Source organism: Pedobacter sp. MR2016-19, assembly GCF_014947265.1.
Taxonomy (GTDB): Bacteria; Bacteroidota; Bacteroidia; order Sphingobacteriales; family Sphingobacteriaceae; genus Pedobacter.
The window spans coordinates 135,953-156,599 of the sequence record NZ_JADCNK010000011.1 but is presented as its reverse complement, the minus strand read 5'-3'; the positions used below and the strand labels follow the sequence as shown (position 1 = coordinate 156,599).

The window sequence follows — 20,647 nt, the reverse complement described above, 5'->3', positions numbered from 1 at the left end:
TAAAGGGAGTTCAAAATGAATTGAACTCCCTTTAATCATATTTTCAAGATTAGTTATTTAATCTACAAAGGCACATTGAACACAGGTCCTTCATTTACAAAGGCTCCGTTTCCAATTGTTGGTACATTACCTGTTCCCAAATAATGATCACTGTTCCTTGAGCTGTAAAACATATAAACTGGTCTTGTGTTTGGCGCATTTTTAGGATATGCATAGAATGCAATCCCTTCATTTACGAAGGCTCCGTTGCCAATTGTTGGCGAATTGCCTAAGCCATAGTAATGATCAGCATTTCTTGAACTATAATATACATAAACAGGAACCGCACCATCAGTAGGTTTAGAAAATGCATAAAAAACAATCCCTTCATTAATAAAATTCCCATTACCAATGGTTGGTTGGTTACCCAAGCCAAAGTAATGATCACCACCTCTTGAGCTGTAATATGCATATACTGGAACTTCACCTAATTCTTTAATCTGCCTAGCAATTATATATCTTTCAACAGCCTCTTTTACTTGTCGTTTTTTAATCGGATTTTCAATGAATTCATAGATAGGTACAGCATTATCTATAGCCACTAAAGCACAATTTTTTGTATTTACACTCTGTTCCCAGCCAGATATATTAACTGATTCAGAGGAATATCCATTTGAATCAAATGAAACACTCCTGCCAGAATTTGTTCCTCCGTAAAATTGCAAACCAAAAGATCTTTCCCTACTTTCATTAAAGTTTCTAGTCATTTCTTCATTAGTTATTGTCGAAGAAATATTTATACCGAATTTTTTAACAAAAAAGCCTAATGCCCCTTCAGCCGACGTTGTTTTCTTTTCAGTAGTCGTTTCGTTTACTATTGAGCCGCTAAAATCGAAAACTAATCTTCCTCCTAAACTAATATTTGTTAAAACATGTGTACCATATCTTTCTACTAAAGCATCGGCACTAATAGTATTGACATTGCTTAAAAATTCAGGAGTTAAATAATTTTTAAGTAAGTCTATGCTAACATCACCATTAAATTGAATAATTTTTACTCTATAAGTTTCCTCAAATCTAGCGTATGAATATTTGCTCGAAAAACTGTATATATTTTGATTTTTATTCTTAGATGTCAAAGAGCCTGTAAAATAAGACTTTCCATCCTCTGTGGGAGATTTAGTTCCTGCAGTAACTGATAAGCTAAAATTTCTTTCTTTTATTACGTCTTTTAAATACTCATTAGCAGTAGCACCATAATAATAATATTGTTTTCCTTCAGTAGTTGTTGGAGTATTAATTCGATTGAAATAATCTCTTTCAAAACTTTTCATATCTATAACAGGCGCATCTGAAGCATTTTGAAGAGCCAGTGGATCTCCCGTCATATCATAACCATAGCCTAATAAATCCCATTTCTCGTCGCCAGCAATGGCTAAATTTTTATGATTACCTGTAAGTCCTTTTTCTTCCGCAAACTCATTTTTCTTGCAGCTAATAAATCCAGCTGTTAATACAGACAGCAGGCAAATAATTTGTAATTGTTTTTCATCAGTATTTATCTGTTATTTTTTCACAAAACTACTGACAAGAAAAATTAATTATGACAAGGTAGAGTTATCAATATGATAATTAATAATAAATTGTAATAGAATTAAACAGATAAATTGATAAAATACAGCACACAAAATATCCTGATTTATAACTAAAAGAATTTACGTTAGTTCCCTAAATGAAAAGCTTGTTAAACATCCGAATCTGGAGCTTATGAATAAACAATTTACGATTTGTTGCTTTTGGTTTAAGAAAGAATAAAAGTGATGATAAAAAAAGGGTCTCAATTAATTATTGAGACCCTTTAAAATTAATGTATGTAAAATATTACAGTACTGGATAATGGCATTAAAAACTATATATCCAATACAATTAAGTTAAAAAATTATGGCTTTGTTTTATAAAGATAACCTGCAATTCCTTCATAGTGATAGCCAGGGTAATTGCCAGAAGCTGTTGTATAATAGTGATCTGTATTGTTATAGTATCTATACAATGGCACTGTACCCGGAAATTGATTTATATATATATATCCTACAACTCCTTGAAACTGATAGCCCGAATAACTACCATTAGTAGTTGTATAATAATGATCTGTGCCATTATAATATTGGTATAAAGGAATACTACCTGTGGATTGTTCTTTATATAAATAACCTTCAATTCCCTCAGAGTGATAACCAGGGTAACCACCATTAGTTGTGGTATAATAATGATCTGTCCAATTATAAAAACGATATAATGGGAATGTTTCATAGACTAAGTTAAGTTGTCTATCAGCAATATATTTTTCAACCGCCGCCTTTACATCTGCTTTTTTAACCGGATCAGTTATAAATTCATAGATAGGAACTGATCTATTTATACCAATCAATGATGCATTATTAACATTAATGCTTTGTTGCCAAGTTACAAGATTGATATTTGTAGAAGTATTCCCCAGGGCATCACCTGAAAAGCTTGTTCCCGAATTATTACCACCATAGAAAGTACCGGCAAATAATTTATCGGTAGTTTCGTTTGAAATTGTTGTTTTTTCTTCTTTGCTTATATCTGCGCTCAGATCAATACTAAACATTTTCGCTATACCAATAGAGAATCCAGCTTTTATGGCACGTAGTTTTTGCTCATAAGTTGTCTCTTTAACAATGGAACCTTTATAATCATATTTCAAACGCCCTCCTATATCAATTCCAAGCAAAATATGTGTTCCATACGTTTGAACTATCTGCTCAGCGCTATAATTAGAAAGATAGGCTAAAAAATCAGGAGTTAAATAGTTTTTTAATAAATCTGTGGTAACATCATCTGTAAAATCTATACTTTTAATCCTATACCACGATTCATAAGTTGCATAAGAATATTTACCGTTATAAGTATAAGTACTTTGTTTATCATTGGTTAAGGAAAAATTAGAAGTGCCATAATAACCTTTATCTTTATCTCCAGCAGTACTAGTAACCCCAAACTTTTGCTTGCTGTTAACGTCTCTTATATAATCGTAAGCATTCGCACCATAGTACACATTATATCCGCCCTTTGTATCTGTCGGCGTTGGAATTCTATTTGGATAATCTGCGTAAAATTTGTTTATATCAATAATAGAAACCTTCGAGGTATTCTTTCTCTCAAATATTTCGCCAGTTATATCATAACCATGTCCTAATAGATCCCATTTTCCATCTCCAGCAACTGCTAAATTATTATGATTACCTGTAAGTCCTTTCTCTTCTGCAAGTTCATTTTTCTTGCAACTACTAAATGCTGCTGTAATTACGCACAGCAGGCAAAGAATTTTTAATTTGTAATTGTTTTTCATCAGTATTTATTGTTATTTTTTCACAAAACTACCGACAATAAAAATTAATTATGATAAGGTTAGGTTATCAATATGATAATTAATAATAAATCGCATTAGAATTAAACAGACAAATCGATGAAATATAAAATACAAAAATATGACTTTAAAAAACTCATAACTAATGCTTTAACTTCAATCTATTTTCAATCATCCCAATTGAATCTTTATCAATGAGTGCTAATGGTATTCTATTTAAATTTAGCCTTAAAATACTTGCACTTTTTTTGGGCTGTAATTGTATTTTACCATCAATTGCAGCAACAGCTGCTTTTAAACATGCTTCTTCAGTATCTCCTAATGTTGGATTGTTAGGCATCGTAACATTCAAATCAGGTTCCATACCATTAAAGTAATTTAACCATCCTTTTGCATTTTTAATGAGGAAGCTACTCAGGTAAACACTATACTGATCGATATTAATCCCAAAAAAACCAACCGGTTTTCCATAAGTCTTTTCACCTATCAACTTCACATTGAAATAAGGTTTCAAACAGCTGATCAATAATTCACTCGCTGAAGCCGTCTGACCAGATACTATAATGTACACATCTTGTATTGATTCCAGACTTCCCTTTTTATTGAATTTATATGTATTGCCACTTTCTGTATAATCAACATCGGCCAGTGTTGCTGAGCGTCCATTATACATAACGGTTTTTCCGTTTTCATCCAGATAGGGCTGATGACGCAGAATTGTTCCCTTACCACTTTGAAGTATCTGATTAAATTGTTCTGAATACATTACTTTTCCATTTAATGTACTTGGTGCAATTAAATTGGCAACATACTCTGCTGTTCCAACAAAGCCGCCACCATTAGAACGTAAATCTAAAACCAGGTATTTAGGTTTATCCGTAGCTATTTCATCAAAAACCTGATCTAATTTAGTTTTAGCTGTGCTTAAAGATGGGAATGAACCTAAGGCTACATAAGCGATAACCTTGTCGTCTGAACGGATAAGGCGTTTAGCCAACACAGCTTCTCCGCTGATTACCCCGGCCCGATTCCCTCCGCCAGAAGTCCTTCCTATTTGAAGGTATGAATATTTAGGTACACCGTTATAGTTAGAAATTTCGAATGGCTTACCAGTAGCCTGGTTAAGTTTAAATTGGGAAATATCGAAAATTTCATTTCTAAATGCACTTATTTCGGATTGGGCATTGCCGTATTTTTCTCTTGGTTTAAAAGTGCTGTAGCCGGGCAACACATCATTCCATAAATAAACCTGTTTTGCATATAAAAAAATAGAATCAAGCGTAAATTCTGTTCTTGTACCCGTAGTTGGTGAAACAATTTCCTCCTTATCTATCTCGATCGGCTTATCTTTTTTACAGCTAGTGTAAGCCACTATTAGAAATAAAAAGAGAATCCCTTTTATGAATTTATAATCATACGTACAACCTGTATTATAGATTTTCAATTTTTTAAAGCTAAAATTTAATTAAAATACACAATCCTTTTGATTATTATTTGTTTTTCGACAATTTAAAACCTACACAAATAAACCGATTTTATTTGCTATTTTTGACAATTGCTTATTATCATTATTTACATTATTAATATACAATAGGTAAATAATAAAAATACATAGCCGTTAACGTTTCTTAATATGTTAGATATAGGGGTTACCTTAAGAAGGTACAGGGATAAGTATAGTTATACACAGCAATACGCTGCTGATGTAATCGGAATAAGCAGGGTTGCCTATCGAAAATGGGAAAACAATGAAGTAGATTTTTCACTCTCCCAACTCGGCAAAATTGCCGAACTCTACGAAATCTCCATTCAGGACATCATCATTCAATCAGCCTTTAGGAAGGCTAAGATAATCTCCCGAAAACAAAAAGGCATCAGTATTTTGATGTATCATCTGATCAATAAACTATAACCTGATAGCCTCTATCGAATCATTATTTGTAAGTATCTTACAAACACATTCCAGATTAAAATCAGGATAAGCCTCTACAAATTTTTTATACTTATTAGGTTTAAACTGGACATCGTTATATTTAACCTCGTAAGCAAGCCCCTTTTTTAATTGTTCTTCTACCACGAAATCTACTTCATTACCATCCGCAGTGCGCCAGAAATGTAAATTGTCTGAATCATGCAACTGCCTTAGCCTGCAGTAAACATAATTCTCGAGCAATTCGCCTTTATCTGCTCTATCGTTTAACTTCGTAAAATTATTTAACAAAACATTGCGCAAGCCATTATCATTAAAATAAATCTTTGGCATTTTGGTTAATTCTTTTCGCACATTACCATAAAAGGGAGAAAGCAATTGTACTATAAAAGTTTTCTGCATTAAATAAATGTAGTTTTCTACCGTAGAACTGGCCATTTGCAAGGTATTTCCCAGCTCATGATTATTCACCAGATTGCCTGTTTGATCGGCTAATAACCTGGCCAGTTGAAAAAACTTAAGTTCTTCCTTAATACCTGCTTCTAATGCATCTTTCTTCATATAACTGTTTACAAGCTCTTTAAGCATTTCTTGCTTTTCCTGTTCCGTATCTGCTAAAACAACAGCAGGATAACCACCGTAAACCAAATATTCATCGAACAGCGCATTTATACGGTTACGCTGGAGCCCCTGGTAAGTAACTCTTTTTTTCATTTGCTCCCACTCAGCGATTAAGTCATCCTCACCTTTAAAGTGCAAAAATTCATCGAATGCCAAAGGGAAAAATTCAAATACCTTTTTTCTTCCCGCCAAACTATCTTTAAAACTCTTATCAATGTAAAACGCACTGCTACCTGTAGCGATGATTTTTAATTTTGGTGAATACTTATCGTATAAAAGTTTTAAAAAATTACTGGGGTCTTTTGCATACTGAACTTCATCAATAATAACATATAACCGCTTATCTGCAGGAAGATCGGCCGGCAATAAGGTATAGTTGAATATACTTTCGGGATGGTGATTTACAGCCTCTAAAATAACAGGATCTTCGAAGGTTAAAAAATACACTAACTCGTTATCCTTTTGCAATTGCACTGCCAGCTGCTTAACAAGCGTGGTTTTGCCGATCTGCCTTGGCCCTATAATAATGGTGTGCTGAGGCTTATTGAGGTGATTTTTTAGAGATTTTAATGCAGTTGATCTTTCCATATCGATAATTGACGAATACAAATATCGATAATTTTAAGACACAAACTTAATATTATCCGATAATTTTAAGATAATAACTCAATATTATCCGATAATTTAAGATTACTATTTCGCTTCAACAAAAAAAGTGGCCCTTTTGAGGCCACTTAAATCATATTTCTTTAAAAGCAATTAGAGCTTTCTTGCTACTTCTACTTGTTCGTAAGCTTCTACGATATCGCCAACTTCGATGTTATTAAAGTTCTGGATGTTTAAACCACACTCATAACCTTTATTCACCTCTTTCACATCATCTTTAAAGCGTTTTAAAGATGCCAGTTCACCTGTGTACACTACAACCCCATCTCTAACGATACGGATCTTGCTGTTACGGGTAATCTTACCATCCAATACCATACAACCTGCAATGGTACCCACTTTAGTGATTTTGAAAGTCTCACGAATCTCAACGTTAGCCACAATTTTCTCTTCAAATTCCGGATCCAACATACCTTCCATTGCCGATTTAATCTCGTTGATTGCATCGTAGATGATAGAATATAAACGGATATCAATTTGCTCAGCTTCTGCAAGTTTACGTGCACCTGTTGATGGACGAACCTGGAAACCAATAATGATCGCATCAGAAGCAGAAGCTAACAACACATCAGACTCTGAAATCTGACCAACACCTTTACTGATGATATTGATCTGGATCTGCTCAGTTGATAGTTTCAACAATGAATCTGCTAATGCCTCGATTGAACCATCCACATCACCTTTAACAATGATGTTAAGCTCTTTAAAGTTACCGATAGCCAAACGACGACCGATCTCATCCAAGGTAATGTGTTTCTGTGTACGTAATCCCTGCTCACGCTGTAACTGCATCCGTTTGTTTGCAATATCACGTGCTTCAGTTTCACTTTCTAAAGCATTAAACCTGTCACCAGCTGTTGGCGCACCCTGCATACCCAAAACCTGTACGGGTTGTGATGGACCTGCTGAATCTACTTTAGCACCACGCTCATTGGTTAATGCTTTTACACGTCCGCTGTAACTACCTGCTAAGATTGGATCTCCAACTCTTAATGTACCGGCCTGAACCAACACTGTGGTTACAATACCACGTCCTTTATCTAATGCCGACTCAATTACAGTACCTGTAGCTCTCTTATTTGGATTTGCTTTCAGCTCTAATAATTCAGCTTCTAATAATACTTTATCTAACAGTAAATCAACATTTAAGCCGCTTTTGCTTGAGATTTCCTGTGATTGGTATTTACCACCCCAATCTTCAACCAAAATATTCATTACCGATAACTGCTCACGTACTTTATCCGAATTGGCACCTGGTTTATCAATTTTTGTGAAAGCAAATACCAACGGTACGCCTGCTGCCTGTGCGTGGTTAATCGCCTCTTTTGTTTGAGGCATCACTGCATCATCAGCAGCAATTACGATAATGGCAATATCAGCGGCCTTAGCACCACGAGCACGCATTGCTGTAAAGGCTTCGTGCCCTGGCGTATCTAAGAAAGTTACTTTTTTACCGGTTGGTGTAGTTACCATATAAGCACCAATGTGCTGTGTAATACCACCTGCCTCACCAGCAACCACATTTGCTTTACGGATATAATCCAGCAATGAAGTTTTACCGTGATCGACGTGACCCATAATCGTAACAACCGGAGCTCTTTCGATTAAATCTTCTTCTTTATCTTCCTCTTCAATTACGTTCTCTTCATCTTCATCTGGTTTTACGAATTGAATTTCGTAACCAAACTCATCTGCCACAATGGTTAAAGTTTCAGCATCTAACCGCTGGTTAATGGAAACGAACATCCCAAGGCTCATACAAGTACCAATAATTTTGGTAACCGGTACATCCATCATGCTCGCTAACTCATTAGCCGTAACAAATTCTGTTACTTTTAATATTTTCGATTGCGATTCAAGTTCGTTTGCGGCCTCTTCTGCATTATAAGCCACATCATCACGTTTCTGACGACGTAATTTAGCGCGTTGTGCAAATTTACCAGATTTCCCTGCTCCACTTAAACGGGCAAGTGTTGCCTTGATCTGATCTTGAATTTCTTTCTCAGTAGGTTCTTCTTTTGGTCCGCTTGGTGTAGCATTTCTATTTTGGAAACCTGGCCTGTTATTGTTGTTATTATTTCTATTTCCCTGGTAAGGAGTTCCGCCTTGTCCGGCTGGCCTGTTACCCTGGTATGGAGTTCCACCGCCTGGTCTGTTACCTTGATAAGGTGTACGAGGTTGCCCTGGTGTACCAGTCTGGCCCTGACCTGCAGGGTTATTTTGTCCTTGCTGCCCTTGACCACCGTGTTGACCTGGTTGGCCCGGTGCTCCCGGAGTTTTTTTGCGTTTACGCTTACGTTTAGCGGCTTCACTATCGCTAGATGATGCTACCGGACCGTTTCTTCTATCCGGAGTTGTTGGTAAAACAATTTTACCAATAATATTCGGACCAGTTAATTTAACGCTACGTGCTTTCATTACTTCAGGCTCGTTGCTTACCGGTTTTGCTTCAGCTGGTTTTTCTTCCACTTTAGGTTGTTCAACTGGTTTTACAGGCTCCGGTGCTTTAGCAACTGGAGGTTCTACAACTGGTGCTGGTGCAGCAGAAGTTTCTTCCTTTTTAACCTCAACCGGTTTTGCTTCCACTTTAGGTTGTTCTACTGGCTTTACAGGTTCTGGTGCTTTAACCACTGGTGGTTCTACAACAGACGACGGTGCAGCAGGCGTTTCTTCTTTCTTAGCCGGGCGTGTTTTAGGATTAAGATCATTTAAATCGATCTTTCCTACAATTTTAACGCCTGGTAATCCGGTTTCCTCTGCTTTTTCTTCTGCCTTAGTTTCTTTTACTGGCTCTACTGCTGCCGCAGGTGCTGGTGTTGGCGCCTCTGCCTTAGGTGTTTCTACAACCTTTGGTTTTTCTACCGGAGGGGTAAATGATTGAGCATTTTTAATTAAAATCTCTTCATTTTTCTCAAAATCGGTATTTTTCTTCGGCGCTTCTACTGGCTTTTCAGTCTCAGGCTCGTCACGACGTATTTTACCAATCACTATTTGTTTGGCTTCTTCTCTTACGATCTTATCTCCCTGATACTCTTTTAACAAGGCATTATACATGTCTCCCGTAAGTTTAAACATAGGGCTTTTCTCGGCAGAGAATCCCTTTTTGTTTAAAAACTCAACGGCCGTACCCATGCCTATATTAAGTTCTTTAATAGCTTTAATTAAAATGATTGGTTTGTCGTCTGACATTTAGCTCCTGTTATTGTTTTTTATTTAATACAAAAGTAGTGTTTATTTGGCAATTACACCACTTATTCAAATTCTGACTTCAAAATTTGAACCACTTCTTTAATGGTTTCCTCTTCAAGGTCGGTGCGTTTTACTAAATCTTCTACTGTAAGTGTTAATACACTCTTAGCAGTATCGCAACCGATAGCCTTTAATTCATCAATGATCCAGCTATCAATCTCATCTGAGAATTCTTCTAAATCAACATCCTCATCGCTTTCTTCTCCAGCTTCGCGGTACACATCAATTTCATAACCGGTTAATTTACCAGCCAGTTTAATATTGTGTCCGCCACGTCCAATCGCCAATGAAACCTGATCTGGTTTTAAGTAAACCGATGCATGTTTGGTTTCATCATCCAATTTAATAGAGGTGATTTTTGCCGGGCTTAAAGCACGGGTAATGTATAATGAAATATTATTAGTGAAGTTAATCACATCAATATTTTCGTTTTTCAACTCGCGAACGATACCGTGAATACGTGATCCTTTCATACCTACACACGCGCCAACCGGATCGATGCGGTCATCATACGATTCAACAGCAACTTTAGCACGTTCTCCTGGCTCACGAACAATTTTCTTAATGGTAATTAAACCATCGAAAATTTCCGGAACTTCCTGTTCGAACAGGCGTTGTAAAAATTCTGGTGCTGTTCTTGAAATGATAATTTTCGGATTGGCGTTGATCATTTCCACTTTAGAGATTACTGCTCTTACAGAATCACCTTTTTTGAAATAATCAGCCGGAATCTGCTCTGTTTTAGGCATTAAAAGTTCGTTACCTTCATCATCTAAAACCAAAGTTTCTTTCTTCCAAACCTGATAAACCTCACCTGTTACAATTTCGCCTACCCTATCCTTATATTTTTTAAAGATTTCATCTTTCTCTAATTCCAATACTTTAGAAACCAAGGTTTGGCGTGCAGCTAAAATTGCCCTGCGACCAAAGCTCTCTAAAGTAATTTGTTCGATATAATCATCTCCCACTTCTAAAGTGCTGTCTAATTTAGAAACTTCAGCAAGTTCGATTTCTAAATCATCATCTTCAGAAAATCCATCTTCCATTACTTTTCTCGTTCTCCAGATCTCCAAATCCCCGTTATCCGGATTTACGATAACGTCACAGTTTTCGTCTGTTCCGTATTTTTTACGCAACATGCTACGAAAAACTTCTTCCAGCACACTGATCACCGTTGGGCGATCTATATTTTTGAAATCTTTAAACTCCTGAAAAGAGTCGATCAAATTAATTGTTGTAGTACTCATTTTTACTTAAATGAAATTAACACACTTGTTTCTAATATATCATTAAACGGAACATCTGTTTGAATTGCTACCGCCTTTTTCCCTTTTTCTTTAACTGACTCTTCAATCTGCAGGTTATTTTCTGTAACCGCTAATAGTTTCCCTTCTTTTTTTAATCCTTCTTTAAGCTTAATGCTTACCGTACGGCCAATATTTTTATTGTACTGACGGATGAGTTTTAAAGGCTCGCCAACACCTGGCGAAGAAACTTCTAAATTATAAGCCTGTTCTATTGTATTTTCTTCTTCGAGATGAAAACCAACATGCCTGCTTATGGCCACACAATCCTGTATGCTAATCCCTTCGTCGCCATCAACATGAATAATTAGTTTATTGTTTGGCAACATTTTTACTTCAACCAAAAACAGTTCTGGCCGATCTGCTATTTTTTCCTCTACGAGGGCTGCAACTCTCTTTTCTACCTGCATATTTTAACCTGATTTCATAGAAAAAGGGGACACTGTCCCCTTCTCTTTTCTTCGATTACGATGCAAATGTAGTAATTTTTTACAAAAAATCAAACACCTGCACTAATTATTATGCTGATTATTACCGTTTAAGTGTTTGTCGCTCTGCTTTCAGATTCTGCTTACCTTTCCCCATCATCAGATCGCCAGCGGTTGCAAATTTTACCCCAATATAACTTTCCACCAGATATTCTTTACCCTTAATAAAAGGCTGATCGGGACTGAATACGAGCGAATCACCTAGTATCTTGATCTTGCCAGGCACTTCCAGCTCATCCTGAATACTATCTAGTTCTCCTGGTTTTATCAAAACCGAAATCACATTGAGTGTATCTGCATTAGCTTTATAGGCATTTTTAACCTGTAAGAGGCTCGCCTCATCAATATTTTTAATTACTATTGATGCACTATCGCCAGCAAACTTAATTACCGGTTTGTTGTTTGTATTCGAACATGAAAGTGCAAACATGGAAACAGCAATTAAAACCGTGTATTTTAAAAAGCATTTAAACATTTACAAAAATAAACAATTATGAGATTTATTATTGAAATCCTTTTAACAGGACTGGCGTTTTTTGTCGGCGCAAAACTGGTGCCAGGGGTGAGTATTGATGGCTTCGGAAATGCCATTATCGCCTCGGTGCTGATTGCTCTTGCAAATGCAACGATCGGATTCATCCTTAGGCTATTAACTTTTCCAATCAATTTCTTAACCTTAGGGTTGGTATCATTTATCATCACCGTTTTAATGATTTTACTGGTTGATAACATGATGACCTCTTTTAACACTTCAGGTTTTATTGCTGCAGCATTTTTAGCGATTGTAGTCGCTTTGATTAAGGCGATATTTAGTGCTGTTGCCGGAGAGAAGGATTAGTTTGGAGTCGTGAGTCTGTAGTCATGAGTCGAATTGGACTAAGGACTACAGACTTTTGACTAAAAGACTACCGGATAACTTCTCTAGATATCACCATTTTCTGGATCTCAGAAGTTCCTTCGTAAATCTGGGTAATTTTAGCATCACGCATTAACCGCTCTACATGGTATTCTTTAACGAAACCATAACCACCATGCACCTGTACGGCTTCAATGGTTACATCCATAGCAACTTTCGAAGCAAATAACTTGGCCATAGAACCTGCCTGAGTATATGGTAAATCCTGATCTTTAAGCCATGCAGCCTTATACACCAACAACCTGGCAGCTTCAATCTGGGTGGCCATATCGGCCAGTTTAAAAGCAATAGCCTGATGCTCAGAAATGGGTTTCCCGAACGATTTACGTTCTTTGGCATACTGTGTAGCTAACTCGAAAGCACCTTGTGCAATACCTAAAGCCTGTGCCGCTATACCAATCCTGCCCCCTTCTAATGTTTTCATGGCAAATTTGAAACCAAACCCGTCTTCGCCTATTCTATTTTCTTTTGGCACTTTAACATCATTAAACATTAATGAATGCGTATCAGAACCACGGATGCCCAATTTATTTTCTTTTGGCCCGATGGTAAAACCCTCCATTCCTTTCTCTACAATAAAAGCGTTGATACCTTTATGCCTTAATTCAGGATGAGTTTGTGCAATAACCAGGTAAGTTGATGCGGTACTTCCATTGGTGATCCAGTTTTTTGTACCATTCAATAGATAATAATCGCCTTTATCTTCTGCTGTTGTGCGTTGTGAGGTAGCATCAGATCCCGCTTCGGGCTCCGACAAACAAAAAGCACCTATTTTTTCGCCGGCAGCCAATGGCTTTAAATATTTTTCCTTTTGGGCCTCACTCCCATATGCTTCTAATCCGTAACAAACCAAAGAGTTGTTTACCGAAACCACTACTGAGGCAGAGGCATCGATTTTAGACAACTCTTCCATCACCAGCACATAAGAAATGGCATCGAGCCCGCTTCCATTATATTTCTCACTCACCATCATCCCCAGGAAGCCAAGTTCTCCAAGTTTTTTTACCTGCTCGGCCGGAAATTTCTGATGTTCATCTCTTTCAATCACGCCAGGCTTTAATTCTTGCTGCGCGAAATCGCGGGCAGCCTGCTGAATCATTAATTGCTCTTCACTTAATTCAAAATGCATAACATTTATGTATAAAAGGTTAGTAAATCAAATGTAGCATTTCCAATCGAAATTACTATGGCAGCATAGCAATTTATTTTCGTTTAATTTTTCCTTACGGCAAAAGCTTTGCTTAGGGCTTTGGTTTATTCACCAAAAATAGCTGTACAATTCAGGCCACCTAAACCCGGCAGTAGTGGCAGCTCCAGATCCTTCATCTGGACTATAGCGGATGACGGGACAGGAATCGACCTATGAGTTACTTCCCTGCTTTCCTAAACACAAGTAATTAATTATTAGTTTTTTTGGAAAGCAATAGCAGCAATACTTCTGTTCCGATAGTCCTGCCCTTTGCTTAATCCAGATGGAAGAATCTGGATAACGCTGTCGGTCAGGTTTATTTAACTAAAGATAGCTGTGCTATAGACAACCAAAAGATATAGCGGACAGCTTTTTAAAACGCCCACAGAAGAATTATTTAATTTCTTTCTTAGTCAAAATCAAGAACAAACTTAAACTTCCTAAAACCAGAATCAGCAAAACCTGGGAAGAATGGATAATGGTTGAGTAAGCCAAGCCATCATTAAAAGATATGCCATATAACACCAATGATTGGGCAACCATCCAATGAAAAACACCAATACCCCCCTGAACAGGGGCTGCCATGGCAAAACCTGAGAAAACAATTGCTGTAAATGCAGCATTAAAGTGCAATCCGGAAGTGGCCTGAATGGAAGAAAAAGCGAAATACATGGAGAGTGAATAGAAAAGCCATATCCCTAGTGTATAAGTTAAAAATAATCCTTTTTGTTTTAACTTGCTATACGAGCCAAATCCCTGGCGCAGACTTACAAAAATGCGTAAGAATTTTTTACTGAATTTTTGACGGAGAAAATATATCGCAATAACAATGAGCAGCAGAATAATGATACCCAAACCAACTAACCATAAATAATTAATAGCACCTAATTTTTTAATGAGATTTAGATATATGGTTTGATAAAGAAAATCTGCTACAATATCATACTGAAAAATAAGCATGGCCAAACTGGTAAGAAAAAGCACCAGTACATCAAACAGCCGTTCGGTAATTACAGTGCCTATAGAGGCAAACATGGGTACTTTTTCTGCTTTGTGAATTACCGAACAACGGCCGATCTCGCCAAAACGCGGCAAAGCTAAGTTGGCCAGGTATCCGATCATTACCGCGTGATAAGCATTCCAGAAACTTACTTTGTAATGGATAGACTGATAAAGCATTTGCCAACGCAATGCACGCAATACATGCGCAATCCAAACAGCAAACGCCGAAGTAATGACCCAAAAGTAATTGGCTGTTTTAATTTCCTGCCAAATCTTTTCTAAATCCTGACCCCTAAACGCTAAATAAAGCACCCCTATCCCGATTAAAAACAGGATGATGTACTTTAGCGCTGTTTTGAGATCGAATATCACGAGGTTATTTTAGCAAATGATTGTTATCGTCAGGAAAAACAAGGATCGGGTTGTATTTTTTGGCTTCTTCCATAGGTAATGAACCATACGACATGATGATCAAAATATCACCAAGTTGTGCCAAACGAGCTGTAGCACCATTTAAACAAATGGTTCCGGTTCCACGTTCGCCTTTAATTACATAAGTTTCGAAACGAGCGCCGTTGTTATTATTTACAATCTGCACCTTCTCATTAGCGATAATGTTAGCTGCATCCATTAAATCCTCATCTATCGTAATACTGCCTACATAATTCAATTCGGCTTGTGTTACCTTAACACGGTGTATTTTCGATTTTAATATTGTGATAACCATTTGGCAAAGTTAGTAATCAGTTTGGAGTTTCACACTAAAGGAAGATGTAATATGGGAAATGGATGATGGTTGGTCGTGTACATCTATAAACCTCTCCCATTTTCCATCACTTTATAATCATATTATCAATCAATCTCGTTGATCCTACCTTTGCAGCAACGAGCGCAACAAGATTACTTTCATCTTTCGATTTAGCGGGTTCCAGCGTATCGCCATTGGCTATGGTAAAGTAGTCGAGTTCTACACCATCTAAATTATTATAGAATGATTTTGCCTTAATTTCTAATTCTTCTAATAAATATTCATTAAAATGATCAATAACGAATTGCAGCGATTTACTGAGTACCAGTGAGTGCTTGCGATCGCTGGCTGATAAATGAATATTGCGGCTACTCATGGCCAGGCCATCATCTTCTCTAATAATCGGGCAGGTAATAATGGTAATAGGCAGCTTAAAATAAGCCAGCATATTCTTGATCATCAGCACCTGTTGAAAATCCTTTTGACCGAACATGGCTATATCAGGCTCAACGGCATCGAACAGTTTTTTTACAATCTGTGTTACCCCTTGATAATGGCCTTTCCTAAATTCGCCTTCCAGTAAAAATTCGGCATTGCCTAAATCAATCTGCCAGGCTTCATCTGCTCCGGTTGGATACATTTCCTCCACATCGGGCATAAACACGCCATTACAGCCTGCGTCTTCGAGCATCGCTAAATCGTGCTCAATGGGACGGGGATATTTCTCTAAATCTTTTGGATCAGTAAACTGCGTTGGGTTTACGAAAATGCTACAGATAATGATATCGGCATTTTGCTGGGCCAGTTTTATCAAAGATATATGGCCATTGTGCAGGGCACCCATAGTAGGCACTAATGCTATTTTTTTAGCTGATGCTTTTAATGGCTGCAAAAAAGCCTTAAGCGCTGCTTTGGTTTTAAATATTTCCAATTTGGACAATCTAAATTAAAGCCGTAAAGGTGTAAATTAATCTAAACGAAACCAAACAAATGCTTGCTATATTGATAAATAGTATTATTATGCTTACCTTTGCAGCTCATTATCTTTTATTTAACTTAATATTTTCTTAGAATATGGAGATGGCAAAAACGAAGCTGCTGATTGTTACACACGAGATGTCGCCTTTCCTCGAGCTTACTAAAATTTCTGAAATTACGCGCCAATTACCACAGGCTATGCAAGAAAAAGGATTCGAAATCCGCATCTTGATGCCAAAATTCGGTAACATCAACGAAAGAAGAAATCGTTTACACGAAGTAATACGCTTGTCGGGAATGAACATCATTATTGATGACAACGATAACCCTTTAATCATTAAAGTAGCCTCCATCCCAGCTGCACGCATGCAGGTTTATTTCTTAGACAATGAAGAATATTTCCAACGCAAACAGGTATTTAGAGATGCCAGCGGAAAATTCTTTGATGACAACGATGAACGTACAATTTTCTTCTGCAAAGGTGCATTGGAAACGGTTAAAAAATTAGGTTGGGCACCGGATATCGTTCACTGCCACGGCTGGATGAGTGCATTGGTTCCTGCTTATATCAAAACTACTTATAAAAACGATCCTACTTTTAAAAATTCTAAAGTAGTGTATTCTGTTTATGAGGATGGCTTTACAGAAAAGTTAAATACCAATTTCGCTACTAAGGCGGTAATGGCCAATATGACTGAGGATGACACTAAAGCATTTTTACCATCTGATTGCGACAGCATGCACATCGGCGCTATAACTCACTCAGACGCAGTGGTTTTAGCTGATGAAAACTTAAGCAAAGATGTGTTAAAATTTGTTAAAGATTCTAATAAACCAACATTAGCTTTTAACTTAACCGAGAATTTTGAAAACTTCTATACTTTTTATGAAGAAATTTCAAATGATGAATTGGTTTCAGTAGCTTAATCAGGTATTATTATTTAAAATATGAAATTTACAAAACAAGACTTATTAACCCTGTTGATAAGTCTTTTTCTTTTTGCATCGTGTAAAAACCCCGATGGTGTTGGTTTAGATGTTGATCCAAATGCCGCCATTACCGGAACCCTGGTAGTATCTCCTGTAACCACACAATTGGTTGAGGAAACTGCAGCGAACACCTTAGGTTTAAACCGCTATCCCCTAGGTTACATGACTGATCCTGTTTTTGGCAAAACAGAAGCTGGTATAGCCATGACCGTCTATCCTGTCGTTAACACAGATTTTGGAACTGCACCTCAACTTGATTCAGCTGTTTTAGTATTAAAATTTGACGAATCCAGCACGTTAACCAAATTTTATGGCGATACCACCAATTCTAAATACAGTATAGATGTATTTCAACTGGCCAATAAGGTAACCACTTATAAAAGTTCAGATGTTCAAGCCATCAACAATACTTTATTAGGAAATTTTACAGGCAAATTGGTACCAAATACCAAAACAAAAGTATATGATATTGTTCCTGGTAAAGCTGATACTTTAAAAACGGTACCTGCACAGATCAGAATTCCTTTAAATAAAGCATTCATCCAAAATGCCATACTCAATCAGGGTACAGCAGGAACCGCAACTGAAACTAAGTTTATAGAATCTTTTAAAGGTTTGTACGCACAGATCAATAAAACATCTTCTACAGGCGTTGGCGGGATTGCATTCTTCAACTTTTCAGGAACTGACTCTTACCTTCAACTGGTTTGGAAAAAAACAAACTCTTCAAATGGCGTAGATACCACAAGTGTAAATTTCCCTATCGGAAAGCTGGTTCAAAACTCCAGCGGAACTACTTCAATTTCGGGAGTAGCAGCCAACATTAAACATGATTATGCGGGCACTCCTGTACAAGATCAAATTTCAAATCCGAATCCTTCGGCTTCATACAATGTAACTTATTTACAGGGTTTAGCTGGTGTAAAAACCAAGTTAACGTTCCCGGAACTAGCAGGTTTTACCGGCACTTACGGAAAAGCAATTATCAATAAAGCAGAATTGGTTGTAGAGATTGGTGAGAATGCACCAGCATACCCTTTTAATGCCGCTCAACGACTTTCTTTGTATCGTTGGGATATTGCGCATCAGCCTGCAGACCTACCTGATTTTACAACATTTTCTGGTAGCGCTTCTGGTGGTGCAGCACTTTTTGGTGGTTATTTCGATTCGTTAAAGAAACGTTATATTTTTATTGTAACCAGTTACGTTCAGAGCTTGATTGATAAAAACATGGAAGATTACGGCACATTCCTGGCTCCTACATCTTATACCGATTTTCAGATCGTTCCTAGTGCTACTTCTGCTGAAAGATCCATTATAGGCGCCAGCAATGCAACTGCAAATAAGATAAAACTGAATATTTATTACACTAAAATTAATTAATGTTTTTAGTGTAATCGTAAAAACTCCTGCCAGCAAAACTGGCAGGAGTTTTTTTATATCATTATTTTAAGGCAAAGAAATAAGTGCATAAAAAAAGCTACCTGACGAGCGCTAGCTTTTTTATGCATTTTAGCCTTGAATTAAAACGGAAGATCTCCATTTTCATCTGATGGGCCGATTGTAAATTCATCATCAATTTTAGTTTCAGTATTTTGATGGATTGGCGTTGTCGGACTTTGCTCAAAATCGCTTTTCCTGCCTAACATGGTAAAGTTTTCGGCCACAATTTCTGTTACATATTTTTTAACCTTTTCTTTATCTTCAAAGGATCTTGTTCTTAGTTTGCCCTCTATGTAAACTAATTTGCCTTTCTGCAGGTATTTGGAAGCAACTTCTGCTAAGCCACGCCATAACACAATATTGTGCCATTCTGTTTGCTCTACTCTCTTACCGTCTTTGTTGTATGTTTCCGAGGTAGCTAATGGAAAACTGGCTACGGTTACGCCACCGTCTAAATGTCGCACTTCAGGGTCCTTGCCTAAATGGCCTACTAAAATAACTTTGTTAATCCCAGACATAAATATTTTTGGTTAGTTTTTCGTTTTCTAAATGCGCGCCAAACAAGATGGTTAGTTACTCCATTTTGTCCTTATAAAAATATTCCAGAACAAAATCATGGATTACTTTTGGCTGCGGTAACTCATCTAATTTACTTAAAGAAACCCAATTAAGTTCCTTTTGTTTATTAAAGTTAAATATATAATTTTTTAATGCAAAAAATTGTACATGGATTATTTGGTGGGTTAACAGGTGCTTTTTTGTACTGATTAACATAAAATCTGCACTGCTACCAAAGGTATTTTTCACCGTATCGGCGAAAAAGCCACCATCTATATCTTCAGGTGTAAGCGTTTCTATGCTTGGAAAATCATATAAATGCTGCCAAACATCACCAGCCTGCCGTTCTCTTACCAATACCTGGTCACCATCAAAACAAACAAAATAATTAATATAACGGTGCTTTTGCGCCGCCTTTTTCAACTTAACAGGAAGCTCGTTTACCGTTTTATGGTTAAAGGCATAACAGGTTTGGTTAAGCGGACAAATGCCACAATTTGGCGATTTAGGCTTGCATTGCATGGCCCCAAATTCCATTATAGCCTGATTGTAAAGGGCAGGGTCATCCTGATAAAGCAACTCATTTGCCAAAGTAAAAAACTCCTTTTTGCCTGCCGGAGAATTGATTGCGGTAGCAACGCCATAATACCTGGAAAGTACCCGGAATACATTTCCATCTACCACAGCACGTGCCTCTCCAGATGAAAAAGAAGAGATTGCAGCAGCTGTATATTCACCAATTCCCTTTAATTTTATGAGCTCATCATGCAGATTTGGGAAGATTCCATGGTAATCTTTCACCACAATTTGAGCAGTTGCATGCATATTTCTTCCCCTCGAATAGTAGCCCAATCCCTGCCAAAGCTTCAAAACTTTTGCTTCGGTCGCATTGGCAAAATCATTAACGGTAGGGAAATTCTCTAAAAATTTATTGAAATAAGGAAGACCCTGCTCTACCCTTGTTTGTTGTAATATAACCTCTGATAACCAGATGATATAAGCATCATTGGTATGCCTCCAGGGCAGATCTCTCTTGTTAAGCAGGTACCAATTGATGAGTTCATTTTGAAATGTCATTAGTGCAAATTACGGTCTATTTATCCGATTAAAAAAAAACTTGCAATAGCCTGATAAGTCTAGTGATAAAAAAATCATCTTTTATTTCCCTATCTCATTAAAAAGCAATACTTTTGCA

Annotated in this window: 18 protein-coding genes; 4 read left to right on the top strand and 14 right to left on the bottom strand. The window is 37.0% G+C overall.

Annotated features, from left to right (window positions below; genetic code table 11):
- Positions 1-62: 62 nt before the first annotated feature.
- The 3 genes from IM793_RS15675 to IM793_RS15665 all read right to left on the bottom strand — a co-directional run bounded on the left by IM793_RS15675 (position 63) and on the right by IM793_RS15665 (position 4,814).
- Positions 63-1,367 (bottom strand): MAC/perforin domain-containing protein, encoded by a 1,305-nt coding sequence (locus IM793_RS15675; protein ID WP_193422915.1) that lies wholly within the window; start codon positions 1,365-1,367, stop codon positions 63-65.
- Positions 1,368-1,918: 551 nt separating this feature from the next.
- The gene (locus IM793_RS15670; protein ID WP_193422913.1) at positions 1,919-3,352 is read right to left on the bottom strand and encodes an MAC/perforin domain-containing protein; all 1,434 of its coding nucleotides are present in this window, start codon (positions 3,350-3,352) and stop codon (positions 1,919-1,921) included.
- A 160-nt stretch (positions 3,353-3,512) separates the two neighbouring features.
- Positions 3,513-4,814, bottom strand: a complete 1,302-nt coding sequence (locus IM793_RS15665; protein WP_193422911.1) for a S41 family peptidase — start codon at positions 4,812-4,814, stop codon at positions 3,513-3,515.
- 189 nt (positions 4,815-5,003) lie between these two features.
- On the opposite strand from IM793_RS15665, the gene IM793_RS15660 reads away from it, so the two are divergent.
- Positions 5,004-5,282: a helix-turn-helix transcriptional regulator gene (locus tag IM793_RS15660; protein ID WP_193422909.1), complete on the top strand. Its 279-nt coding sequence runs from the start codon at positions 5,004-5,006 to the stop codon at positions 5,280-5,282.
- On the opposite strand, the gene IM793_RS15655 is transcribed toward IM793_RS15660, so the two are convergent.
- The 5 genes from IM793_RS15655 to IM793_RS15635 form a co-directional block, all read right to left on the bottom strand.
- A complete protein-coding gene (locus IM793_RS15655) occupies positions 5,277-6,509 on the bottom strand; it encodes an ATP-binding protein (RefSeq protein ID WP_193422907.1) in 1,233 nt (410 codons plus the stop codon). The two genes, IM793_RS15660 and IM793_RS15655, sit on opposite strands and share 6 nt — an antisense overlap.
- 171 nt (positions 6,510-6,680) lie before the next feature.
- Entirely contained in the window at positions 6,681-9,776 is a 3,096-nt protein-coding gene (gene infB, locus IM793_RS15650; RefSeq protein WP_193422905.1) for a translation initiation factor IF-2, read from the bottom strand.
- Positions 9,777-9,838: 62 nt separating this feature from the next.
- Entirely contained in the window at positions 9,839-11,083 is a 1,245-nt protein-coding gene (gene nusA, locus IM793_RS15645) for a transcription termination factor NusA (protein ID WP_193422903.1), read from the bottom strand.
- A gap of 2 nt (positions 11,084-11,085) precedes the next feature.
- The gene (gene rimP / locus IM793_RS15640; RefSeq protein WP_193422901.1) at positions 11,086-11,550 is read right to left on the bottom strand and encodes a ribosome assembly cofactor RimP; all 465 of its coding nucleotides are present in this window, start codon (positions 11,548-11,550) and stop codon (positions 11,086-11,088) included.
- A gap of 121 nt (positions 11,551-11,671) precedes the next feature.
- Positions 11,672-12,058 (bottom strand): hypothetical protein, encoded by a 387-nt coding sequence (locus tag IM793_RS15635; RefSeq protein ID WP_193422899.1) that lies wholly within the window; start codon positions 12,056-12,058, stop codon positions 11,672-11,674.
- Between the two features lie 63 nt (positions 12,059-12,121).
- Between IM793_RS15635 and IM793_RS15630 the strand changes: the two genes are divergently transcribed.
- The gene (locus IM793_RS15630; protein ID WP_121284438.1) at positions 12,122-12,466 is read left to right on the top strand and encodes a phage holin family protein; all 345 of its coding nucleotides are present in this window, start codon (positions 12,122-12,124) and stop codon (positions 12,464-12,466) included.
- Between the two features lie 67 nt (positions 12,467-12,533).
- Here the strand turns inward: IM793_RS15630 and IM793_RS15625 are convergent, their stop codons facing one another.
- The 4 genes from IM793_RS15625 to panC all read right to left on the bottom strand — a co-directional run bounded on the left by IM793_RS15625 (position 12,534) and on the right by panC (position 16,414).
- Complete coding sequence (locus tag IM793_RS15625) at positions 12,534-13,673, bottom strand: acyl-CoA dehydrogenase (RefSeq protein WP_193422897.1); 1,140 nt, start codon at positions 13,671-13,673, stop codon at positions 12,534-12,536.
- Between the two features lie 453 nt (positions 13,674-14,126).
- Positions 14,127-15,107, bottom strand: a complete 981-nt coding sequence (locus tag IM793_RS15620; RefSeq protein WP_193422895.1) for a lysylphosphatidylglycerol synthase transmembrane domain-containing protein — start codon at positions 15,105-15,107, stop codon at positions 14,127-14,129.
- 4 nt (positions 15,108-15,111) lie between these two features.
- Positions 15,112-15,462, bottom strand: a complete 351-nt coding sequence (gene panD, locus IM793_RS15615) for an aspartate 1-decarboxylase (RefSeq protein ID WP_193422892.1) — start codon at positions 15,460-15,462, stop codon at positions 15,112-15,114.
- A 106-nt stretch (positions 15,463-15,568) separates the two neighbouring features.
- The gene (gene panC, locus IM793_RS15610) at positions 15,569-16,414 is read right to left on the bottom strand and encodes a pantoate--beta-alanine ligase (RefSeq protein ID WP_193422890.1); all 846 of its coding nucleotides are present in this window, start codon (positions 16,412-16,414) and stop codon (positions 15,569-15,571) included.
- 149 nt (positions 16,415-16,563) lie between these two features.
- Between panC and IM793_RS15605 the strand changes: the two genes are divergently transcribed.
- Together IM793_RS15605 and IM793_RS15600 are read left to right on the top strand one after the other, a co-directional pair.
- The gene (locus IM793_RS15605) at positions 16,564-17,388 is read left to right on the top strand and encodes a glycogen/starch synthase (RefSeq protein ID WP_227256271.1); all 825 of its coding nucleotides are present in this window, start codon (positions 16,564-16,566) and stop codon (positions 17,386-17,388) included.
- Positions 17,389-17,409: 21 nt separating this feature from the next.
- Positions 17,410-18,834 (top strand): DUF4270 domain-containing protein, encoded by a 1,425-nt coding sequence (locus IM793_RS15600; RefSeq protein ID WP_193422886.1) that lies wholly within the window; start codon positions 17,410-17,412, stop codon positions 18,832-18,834.
- Between the two features lie 140 nt (positions 18,835-18,974).
- Here IM793_RS15600 and IM793_RS15595 read toward each other — a convergent pair whose 3' ends face one another.
- Both IM793_RS15595 and mutY read right to left on the bottom strand, forming a co-directional pair.
- Positions 18,975-19,412 carry a single-stranded DNA-binding protein gene (locus IM793_RS15595; protein ID WP_193422884.1) on the bottom strand — a complete coding sequence of 146 codons (438 nt, stop codon included), beginning with the start codon at positions 19,410-19,412 and terminating at the stop codon, positions 18,975-18,977.
- Between the two features lie 55 nt (positions 19,413-19,467).
- Positions 19,468-20,529, bottom strand: coding sequence for an A/G-specific adenine glycosylase (gene mutY / locus IM793_RS15590; RefSeq protein ID WP_193422882.1), 1,062 nt, complete (start codon positions 20,527-20,529; stop codon positions 19,468-19,470).
- Positions 20,530-20,647 lie beyond the last annotated feature (118 nt).

Bases quoted from the DNA above. Each gene is read 5' to 3' on its own strand.
- IM793_RS15675 (WP_193422915.1), bottom strand. From the start codon at position 1,367: ATGACGGGAGATCCACTGGCTCTTCAAAATGCTTCAGATGCGCCTGTT.
- IM793_RS15670 (WP_193422913.1), bottom strand. From the start codon at position 3,352: ATGAAAAACAATTACAAATTAAAAATTCTTTGCCTGCTGTGCGTAATT.
- IM793_RS15660 (WP_193422909.1), top strand. From the start codon at position 5,004: ATGTTAGATATAGGGGTTACCTTAAGAAGGTACAGGGATAAGTATAGT.
- IM793_RS15655 (WP_193422907.1), bottom strand. From the start codon at position 6,509: ATGGAAAGATCAACTGCATTAAAATCTCTAAAAAATCACCTCAATAAG.
- infB (WP_193422905.1), bottom strand. From the start codon at position 9,776: ATGTCAGACGACAAACCAATCATTTTAATTAAAGCTATTAAAGAACTT.
- nusA (WP_193422903.1), bottom strand. From the start codon at position 11,083: ATGAGTACTACAACAATTAATTTGATCGACTCTTTTCAGGAGTTTAAA.
- rimP (WP_193422901.1), bottom strand. From the start codon at position 11,550: ATGCAGGTAGAAAAGAGAGTTGCAGCCCTCGTAGAGGAAAAAATAGCA.
- IM793_RS15635 (WP_193422899.1), bottom strand. From the start codon at position 12,058: ATGTTTGCACTTTCATGTTCGAATACAAACAACAAACCGGTAATTAAG.
- IM793_RS15630 (WP_121284438.1), top strand. From the start codon at position 12,122: ATGAGATTTATTATTGAAATCCTTTTAACAGGACTGGCGTTTTTTGTC.
- IM793_RS15625 (WP_193422897.1), bottom strand. From the start codon at position 13,673: ATGCATTTTGAATTAAGTGAAGAGCAATTAATGATTCAGCAGGCTGCC.
- panD (WP_193422892.1), bottom strand. From the start codon at position 15,462: ATGGTTATCACAATATTAAAATCGAAAATACACCGTGTTAAGGTAACA.
- IM793_RS15605 (WP_227256271.1), top strand. From the start codon at position 16,564: ATGGCAAAAACGAAGCTGCTGATTGTTACACACGAGATGTCGCCTTTC.
- IM793_RS15600 (WP_193422886.1), top strand. From the start codon at position 17,410: ATGAAATTTACAAAACAAGACTTATTAACCCTGTTGATAAGTCTTTTT.
- IM793_RS15595 (WP_193422884.1), bottom strand. From the start codon at position 19,412: ATGTCTGGGATTAACAAAGTTATTTTAGTAGGCCATTTAGGCAAGGAC.
- mutY (WP_193422882.1), bottom strand. From the start codon at position 20,529: ATGACATTTCAAAATGAACTCATCAATTGGTACCTGCTTAACAAGAGA.